Annotated in this window: 5 protein-coding genes; all 5 read right to left on the reverse strand. The window is 62.8% G+C overall.

Translation table 11 applies throughout. From position 1 onward, the window contains the following. On the reverse strand, positions 1–556 hold a 556-nt coding region (locus tag ACHHRT_RS13520), incomplete at its 3' end, for a CheR family methyltransferase (protein ID WP_395500300.1). Positions 557–580: 24 nt separating this feature from the next. Next, positions 581–1,102, reverse strand: a complete 522-nt coding sequence (locus ACHHRT_RS13525) for a chemotaxis protein CheW (RefSeq protein WP_395500301.1) — start codon at positions 1,100–1,102, stop codon at positions 581–583. Between the two features lie 52 nt (positions 1,103–1,154). Then, positions 1,155–3,440 (reverse strand): chemotaxis protein CheA, encoded by a 2,286-nt coding sequence (locus tag ACHHRT_RS13530; RefSeq protein WP_395500302.1) that lies wholly within the window; start codon positions 3,438–3,440, stop codon positions 1,155–1,157. Between the two features lie 144 nt (positions 3,441–3,584). Beyond that, a complete protein-coding gene (locus ACHHRT_RS13535) occupies positions 3,585–5,315 on the reverse strand; it encodes a hypothetical protein (RefSeq protein ID WP_395500303.1) in 1,731 nt (576 codons plus the stop codon). Continuing rightward, positions 5,312–8,620, reverse strand: coding sequence for a transglycosylase domain-containing protein (locus ACHHRT_RS13540; RefSeq protein ID WP_395500304.1), 3,309 nt, complete (start codon positions 8,618–8,620; stop codon positions 5,312–5,314). Before ACHHRT_RS13540 ends, ACHHRT_RS13535 begins: the two co-directional genes overlap by 4 nt. Between the last annotated feature and the right edge of the window lie 77 nt (positions 8,621–8,697).

Below are 8,697 nucleotides of genomic sequence, written 5' to 3' on the forward strand. Positions count from 1 at the left end.
ATCTTTTAAGATAGTTTTGGGGGACCTTGGCCACCCGATCCAGGGAGTAAACCCCCAGCCGGGCGTGGGCCAGCACCCGGGTGGAGATATCAGTGGCCAGAATTCGGTAGCTCCAGTCCGGCTTATCGGCAAAAAAATCCTCGGTGACCAGGGCGATGGTGTAAGGTTCCTCGCCGGAAGAGGCGGCCGCCGACCAGATAACCAGCTCCTTCTTGCCGCCGGATCGAGAGGAGAGCTCGGGCAATACCTGGCTGGCCAGCAGGTCAAAGTGGCTGTTTTCACGAAAAAAGCTGGTAAAATTGGTGGAGACCACATCGATCATCTGCACCAACTCTTCACCGCTGGTGTCGTTGAGCACATAATCGTAGTAGTCGGAGAAGCTGTCCATGGACAAGGCCCGCAGGCGCTTGCCCAAACGGGCGTTGAGTAGTTCCTTCTTTTCCGCCTTTAAATAGATCCCGGTTTTTTGATAAACCAAGGCGCTGAACTTGCGGAAAACGGCTTCGCTAAGCTGCGCCTTCCGGAAGCCCAGGTGATGGTTGAAATCTTTGGTCATGCAGCTAGTGGCCCGGCGGAAGGCCTACATCTCCTGGAAATGTTGCAGCAACCCGTCGCCCACCACCCGATCAACGTCGAGCAGGATCTTCACCGACCCCTTAAGCTTGGCCATCCCCAGAATATTTTCCGTTTCCCGGGAGGAACCGAGAGCGGGCGGGGGTTCAATCTCTCCGGCGGTGATGTTGGCCACTTCGGAAACCGAATCAACCACCATCCCCACCTGCACCGGACCGCTCCGCCCCTGCACCTCGACCACGATGACACAGGTCCGCTCATCGTATTCCTTGCCGGGCATCCCGAACTTGAGCCGGAGGTCCATCACCGGAATCACCCGCCCCCGCAGGTTGATCACCCCCTTGATGTAGTGGGGGGTGTGGGGCACGGCGGTAATCTCCATCACCCCGATGATCTCCCGCACCTTGAGGATCCCAACCCCATACTCCTCGGAACCGAGGGAGAAGGTCAGATACTTGCCGGCCAACTCCCGCACTCCCAGCTCGGAGTCTCCCAGCCGGGCCTCCGCAGCCACTTTTCCCGCCTCCATGGCGATTCCTCCCACAATTAAGGTTGACTACCCGTGGACAACCGGCCGGCGATTACTCCGCGGCCGCGTCACTGATGATCCCGGCCAGATCGAGGATCAGACCCACCCGCCCATCACCGAGAATGGTACCTCCGGCCACGCCCCTGACATCCTGCATCCCGCCCAGGTTTTTGATCACCACCTCCTCCTTGCCCAGCAGCTCATCCACCATCAGGGCCCGCTGGCGACCTTCATTTTCCACCACCACCACGATCGCCTCGCAGGGATCGCTATGGGTGGGCTCCACCCCGAAGAGCTGGTAGAGGCGGATGATCGGCACCAGGTTGCCCCGGGTCAGGAGTGACTCGCCCCGGCCATGGACGGTGTTATAATTTTTGCGCTCCGGCTTCATCGACTCCTGGATGGCGATGGTGGGAATGATATAGCGCTCGCTGCCGACCCGCACGATGATCCCGTCGATGATCGCCAGGGTCAGGGGCAGACGGATCACAAAGAGGCTGCCCTTACCGGGCTGGCTATGGACCTCCACCTTGCCCCGCAGCTTTTCCACCCCCTTCTTGACCACATCCATGCCCACCCCCCGGCCGGAAACATCGGTGATCTGGTCGGCGGTGGAAAAACCGGGCAGAAAGATCAGGTTGTTGAGCTCGAAGTCGCTCAAACTTTCGCCCGGCTGGATCAGGCCGCGGCTCTCGGCCTTTTTCCTGATCTTGGCGGCGGGGAGACCCTCGCCGTCATCCTCGATCTCGATCACCATATTGCCGCCCTTCTGGTAGGCCCGGAGGTGGACCTTGCCGGTGGGAGGCTTGCCGTGGGCGGTACGCTCCTCGGGGGTCTGGATCCCGTGATCCACCGAGTTGCGCATCATGTGGACCAGGGGATCATAGATGGAGTCCACCATGTTGCGGTCGATCTCGGTCTCAGCCCCCTCCATCACCAGATCCACCTCCTTGCCGGTCTTTTTGGAGAGATCGCGGACCAGGCGGATCATCTTATCGAAGGTCTGTTTGATCGGGACCATGCGCATCGACATGGCGGTGCGCTGCAACTCGGAGGTGATGCGGCCAAGTTGGGAAAAATCCTTGACCAGCTTGGGGTCGGCGATTTTGGCGATCAGGGGGTTCTGGCGCACCAGGGACTGCATGATCACCAGCTCCCCCACCGCGTTGACCAGAGCGTCCAGCTTTTCCACGTCGACCTTGATCGAGGCCCCCATCTTCTTCTTGGGGGCCGGGGCGGGCGCCTCGGAACCGTTGCCTTCGGCGGGGGGGCGGGGGGCCGGGGCGGCCTTGGGGGCCGCCGCCGACGCCGCCGGCCGGGGCTCGGCTTCGAGCGGGGCCGGGGCCTCAGCGGCAACGGCAGCGGCAGGAGGGGCGGCAACGACCGGGGACGGGGAGGGAGCCGATTCGCCATCCTGCAGGGCCTGAATGTGGGCAACCTGCTCTCTGATATCAAACTCCCGGTAACGGCCGGGGCCGTTGTCCAGCACCTCCTTGATATTCTCGACCATCTCCTTCAGACTATCACCCACCCGCAAAACCAGATCGATGACGTCGGAATCCATGGGCCGTTTGCCGTTGCGGACGTCATCCAGCAGATTTTCAGTGGCGTGGGCCAGTCTGTTGATGGTCTTGAGGTTGAGAAAACCGGACACCCCCTTGATCGTATGGAAGGGGCGAAAGATGTTGTTGATGATATCCAGATCGTCGGGGCTCTGCTCCAGCTCCAGGACGTTGACCTCGATCCCCTCCAGATGCTCGAAGGCCTCATCGATAAAGCCGCCCAGCAACTCCTTGTCCTGCAGGAAATCCGGCACCGGGCCGCCGCCCTCATCTTCTCCGCCGGCCACCGGAACCGGCGCCGCCGTCTCGCCGGGGTCGCGCGCAACGGCAACCTCGCCGGCATCCTCCTCCGTTGAGACATCCGCCGGGGCGGCAGCGGCCCTCTGAGCCCCGGCCGCAGCCCCGCCAAGATCGGCAGCAGTGAGCGGGTAACCGGCCTCGCTCAGGTGCTGGGCAAAGGCCGCGATTCCGGCCTCGTCCATCTCCTCCCCCTTACGGACCGTCTCCTGCATCTGGGTAATCGCCCGCCCCAGCAGTTCATAGTTGGCCGCCGTATCGGGCAACTCCCCCATGATCATCCGTTCAAGGGCGGACTTGAAAGCGGCGGCCATGCCGCGCAACACGGGCAGGCGAGCGGTCTCCGCTCCGGAGGCCAGCAGCTCCTCGGCGGCCCCCAGCAGCTCCCCGACCACTGAAAGATCGCCCGGCTCGACCATGAGAATCTTCAGGGCCATCTCGTCGAGAATTTCGGACACGCCCTTTTTATCCCGCGACATAGCTACTCCCAGCTCTATTCATTGCCGATGACTATCCAGCCGGCATCACACGGCAAGGAGAGCCCTCCTGAAAAAAATAATCAGTTTTTCCTGATTATGTCATAGTGCCCAATAAGCCATGGGCTTGGCAAGCTTTTTCTTCCGCTATAACGTTTCGCTTTGGCCCGCAAATTCCGCCCCGCTCCCCCGCAGCCGCTCCACCAGACCGGGCTCCAGGCTCTCCAGATACTCCTCCACCGACTGGAGATTGTCCCGCACCCGGCCCACGATCTCGCTGTCGGGATAACGTTCGATGATCCGGCCCAGCAAACGCCAGGACTCCATGGCCAGCTCCCGGCCCTGCTCAACATTTTCGCTGCGCCGGGCCCTAACAAAAAGCCCGGCCGCCTCCCGGCGGACTTCGGCGGCGGCCTCCTCACCGGCTTCCCGCATCAGCCGGCGCGCCTCATCGCCGTATTCGCTGTCCAGTAAACGGGAGAAGATCTGGATCGCCTCCTCCAGCCGACGCAGGCCGAGAAGCCGGTTGGCCTCCTCCCACTGAATGGCCAGGGCCTGGCTCTCCAACTGCTTACGCCGGACCTCCTCCTCCTGCTTGGCGCCCATGGCCATGGTCAGCAACCCTCGCACCTGGTCGCGCTGCGCAACGGTGAGTTCTTCGGCCAGCAAACCTTCCAGACGGGCGATGGCCTCATCATACTCCCGCTCCACCAGCAGATTCTCCACCCGGGAAAACTGGCGGTCCAGCCACTCCCCGGCTCTGCTATCAAGCTCCGCCGCCAGCAGCCGGGCCCGGTGGGTCAGCATTCCCCCGGGATAAAGCCGCTCCAGGCGCTCCAGCCGACCCGGCAACCGGGTCGGAATGGTCCGGCCATCGAAGAGGAGATAGTCCCGCAGCACCTCGAGGTAGAGGCCCCGCTCCACGTTGTCGGCGACAATATCACCCCGCAGCATCTCCAGCTGTTCCTCCACCCAGCGCCGCTCCCCGGCCTGGGCGGTGTGACGGGCCGCGACTCGCTCATAATGGCGCAACGCTTCCCCATCACGGCCGGCAATCAACAGTAGATCGGCCCGCAAGCGAGCCGGATCAAATAACGCCTCCGGCTCGGGATGCTGGGCCTCATACCCGGCCAGCAGCCGCAAAGCCTCATCGCCGGCCCCGCCCCGGGTCAGGGCGATGCTTACCTGCCGCAGTAGAGGGCCCTCCCAGCCGCTCTCGGGATAAACCCGCTCCAGATTCTCCAAAGCCTGCAGGGTTTCTCCCACCCGGCCGGCCTCGGCGTGATGGAGGACCACTGCCTGCATCTGTTGGGCGGCCACCGTGTGGAAACGGGAGAGACCAAGCTCCGCGGTCTCACGGGCCAGGCGATGGATCTCACCACACTCCGAGGCCCCAAACTCCAGGTCGGCGCGATAGGCGGCATTGACCCCGGCCGCGACGGCGGGCCACTGGGACAATTCACCAAACTGCAGATCCCGCAAACGGTCCCGCACCCGCCGGTAGCGGTTGGTCAACCGCTCCAGCTGATCCAGGCACTGGTTCCACTCGGCCGGCCGCCGCCGCTCCACCAGCAAACCGTCCAACTGGGCCGCCAGCCCCTGCCAATTGGCCAGTTCCTCCTGGTAATGGGAGAGGCGCCGGGAGACCTGTTTCTCCTCCTCGACGGCATACAGGAAAAAATCCTCGCCCACGGCGGGGGAAAGGGTGGGCAATGGTCCGGGGGGAAGGGCCACCTCCTCCACCGGTTTGGCCTCCAGCTCGACGGGAGGTGGTGGCGGGGGAGGTTCGGGGAGCGAAACAGGGGAGACGGCACAGCCGGCCAGGAACACCAGGGCCGAAAACGGTACCACAAACCGGGACAATCGGTGCCAAATCATCTACTTTCTCCCTCACGCCAATAGGGTTGAAAAATGCGGGCCGGTTCAAAGGAGCCATCGGAGCCGTGACGGCCGAAGGTAACGATCCGGGCCGCCGATTTAACCCCAGTTCTGCTTACCACAACACCCTGACCAGCTTCAACTGGAATCTCCACCTGATTCAGGCTGGGATAGACCACCTCCACCCGATCCCCGCCGGTAAACGCAAAATCGGCCAGATCCAGGGAGGAGGCATGTTCGCCGTGACGGAAGACGGCTTCCGCCAGCCGGGCCCAAATCGGCAAGGCCCCGCCGCCGCCGGTTATCCTGGTGGCGCCATGCACCATGGGCTGGTTGTCATCATAGCCCACATAGGAGGCGATGGTGTAGCCACTCTCCAGGCTGAAGGCGCCACCGTTGCCGGGGCCGGGCAGATAGCCGGCAAAGGCGGCGTTGACGAAACGGTTGGCGGTGCCGGTTTTGCCGAACAGGGGAACCTTAAGGTCCAGCTCCTCCAGCAACTTCTTCCGGGCCGGATCGGGACTGGAAAGCCTTACCTGGTTGTGGGCCGAACGCCCGGTACCGTGCTCCATGGCATTGAACAGGATATCGCTGATCGCCAAAGAGACCCGGGGGTCAAACACCCGGCGACTCTGCCGCTGGGGAGCATAGATCAGCTCCCCCTCATATGATTCGATTCGCTCGATCATCCCCAGGCCACCGCTGTCAACCCGGGCGGCATTAAGGTGCAGGCTGCCGCTGCGCAGGACCTCGAAAGCCCGGGCCAACTCCAGCAGACTGACCGCGTTGGAACCCAAGGGGAAGGAGAGCACCGGCTCCAGCGGACTTTCCACCCCCAGGGCCCGGCTTAGCCCAACCATATAATGAAGCGAAATCAGCACTCGAAAATCCCGCAACTGATAAAGCACCTCCGGATCATAGGGCGGGAGGGCGGCCAGGCGACGATATTCCATCTCCAGCAACTCTTCCAGCAGGTCAAGGGTCTCCACCCGCAAATCGCCCTCGATCAGCACCCGCCCCCAAAAGAGCCGACGGGCCGCCTCCCCCTCGGGCAGTATTTCCCGCAGTTGCCCAAGATCCAGGGGCCAGCGGCCGGTGCCGGGATGGCCGGTGGTGTAGATCAGGGTGCCATCCTGGCCTCGGTAGAGGGGCAACAGTCCGGTGAACTCATCGATGAATTGATCGTCCTGGAGTTGAGCGACCAGTTCCCGCAACTGATCCCGGGCCGCCAGATAGTCGAGGAAGTTGCGAGCCAGGATCACCAGCCGCTCCTGCCCCTCCCGCCGCTCCTGGGCCGTGGCGGTGGCACCGAGCAATTCCGCCTCCACCTCGGCCCGGAAGCGGTCGAAGCCGGCCCCGTACTCGAAGGTTCGCAGCAGTTCATATTCCCCGGCCCGACCGTCAAAGAGCAGATCCGGCTCCACCGCCGCCACCGCCCGCTCGAAGGCGACCCGGTAGAGGGCGTCCCGGTCAACCACCACCCCGTGCCGATCCCTGATCCGGCGGGTATAAGCGGTGGTGCCCTCATTGCCCGCCTTGGCAAAACCCAGCCTCTCCACCAGTTCGGCGAAACGGGCCGGCGGCAGATGATCACAAAGATGGTAGAGCAGCCAGACCGAGGCCAGGTTTTCGGAGGTCACCCCGGCCCAGCTCAAGGAGACCTGATCATGCTTGATCCCCTGCAGATGCCGGGGAAAGTAAGCCTGGTTCTGATAAAGAAAAACCTGGCGACGATTGTCCAGCAGATCAACACTGTTCCAGCCCAACTGCAGGGCGGCGGCGTAAACCAGGGGCTTCATCACCGAGCCCATGGGCCGGCGGGCGGTCACCGCCCGGTTGTAATGCCGGTTGTCCTGGCCCCCGACCATGGCATGGATCGCCCCCTCCCGCAGGGCCAGCACCCCTCCCTGCAACTCGGGATATTTCTCCAGATCAAGCAGGATGTCGCCACCAGCCCTCCGCTCCCGCACACTGACATAAACCAGGTCACCCACCGCCAACTCTCCCAGCAGGCGTTCAAGGTCGTCGTTGCCGGCTTGCCCCCGGGCATGCTGACGATAACGGGCCAGGGGGGTCAACAGGTTAAAGAGGCCCTGGCGATCGAGCCAGGCGGCTGGTTCATCGGCAACCCGATTCCCCGCCCTGGCGGCGGCCGGCTCAAAAGCCACTCCTATTCTGGGCTCCCGGGCGGTGCCCGCGATGACCGCGATTCGGCCAAAGAGGAAGGAGCCGGGCTGGTCCCATCGTTCCGTGCCGGAGGGCAAGGCGGCGTAAACCGGCTGGGCGGCGCGATGATCGTAGCCGCCCAGACTGATATCCAGACGGGAAAGCTCCTTGCGGAGAGCGTAGTGGGCCGCCTCCTGCAGATCCTTGTCCACCGAGGCGATGATCCTGATACCCGAAGTGGCCACGTTATCGATCCCGTGTCGGCTCAACGCCTCCACCACCTCGGGTTCGGCCAGCCCCTCCCGGACCAGATCGAGCATGGTATTGAGGGCGTAGGTCATCCGGCCCTGGCGGAAAGGGATCTCCCGGTCCAGGTTGGCCCGCAACTGCTCCTCGTCGATGAACCCCAACCGCCGCATCTGCTCCAGCACGTAGGTGGTCCGCTGGCGGGCCAGACGCCGGGCCCGCTCCTCCGCCTCGTCGCTTCGCTTGATAAAGGGGTTATAATGGTTGGGACCCTTGACGCTGCCGGCGATGAAGGCGCTCTCCAGCAGTTCGAGTTCCTCCACCGGCTTGTCGAAGAAGTAGCGGGCCGCCATTCCCAATCCCCGGCCGTTGCCGCTGACAAAGAACTGGTTGGCGTAAAACTCCAGGATATCTTTCTTTTCGTAATGATACTCCAGGCGCAGGGCATAGATCAGCTCCTGGAACTTGGAGACCAGGGAACGATCCTTGCGTTTGAAGAGATTTTTGGCGGTCTGCTGGGTGATGGTGCTGCCGCCCTGGACCACCCGGCGGGCCTTGAGGTTGGCGATGGTGGCCCGGGCTATTCCACGGAAGTCGATCCCGTGGTGTTGAAAAAAGGAGGAGTCTTCGGCGGCCACGATGGCGTGGACAAAATCGGCGGGGATCCGCCGATAGGGGATATACTGGCGGTGGGCCTGCTCGAAAAAAACCCCGATCCGATTGATCCCGTCCCGGTAGTAGACCGGGCTTTCTATGGCCAGGATCCTTTCGATGTTGTCGCGCCTTATCGTCTCGCCGGGGCTTAAGACCACCAACCAGCCGTAACCGGCGGCCAGGCCGGCCACACCGACAATGAACAGGGTGAGCAAAAGGTAAAAAGCTTTCTTCAGCATGGTAAGGTTGCTACTCTCTGCTTAGGGCAAATGTGCTTGCGCATCGGCGCCGGGTCAAGTAAAAAACAGTAATTTTT

The sequence above is a fragment of the Desulfurivibrio modestus genome, from assembly GCF_044068625.1.
GTDB lineage: Bacteria > Desulfobacterota > Desulfobulbia > Desulfobulbales > Desulfurivibrionaceae > Desulfurivibrio.

Bases quoted from the DNA above. Each gene is read 5' to 3' on its own strand.
- ACHHRT_RS13525 (WP_395500301.1), bottom strand. From the start codon at position 1,102: ATGGAGGCGGGAAAAGTGGCTGCGGAGGCCCGGCTGGGAGACTCCGAG.
- ACHHRT_RS13530 (WP_395500302.1), bottom strand. From the start codon at position 3,440: ATGTCGCGGGATAAAAAGGGCGTGTCCGAAATTCTCGACGAGATGGCC.
- ACHHRT_RS13535 (WP_395500303.1), bottom strand. From the start codon at position 5,315: ATGATTTGGCACCGATTGTCCCGGTTTGTGGTACCGTTTTCGGCCCTG.
- ACHHRT_RS13540 (WP_395500304.1), bottom strand. From the start codon at position 8,620: ATGCTGAAGAAAGCTTTTTACCTTTTGCTCACCCTGTTCATTGTCGGT.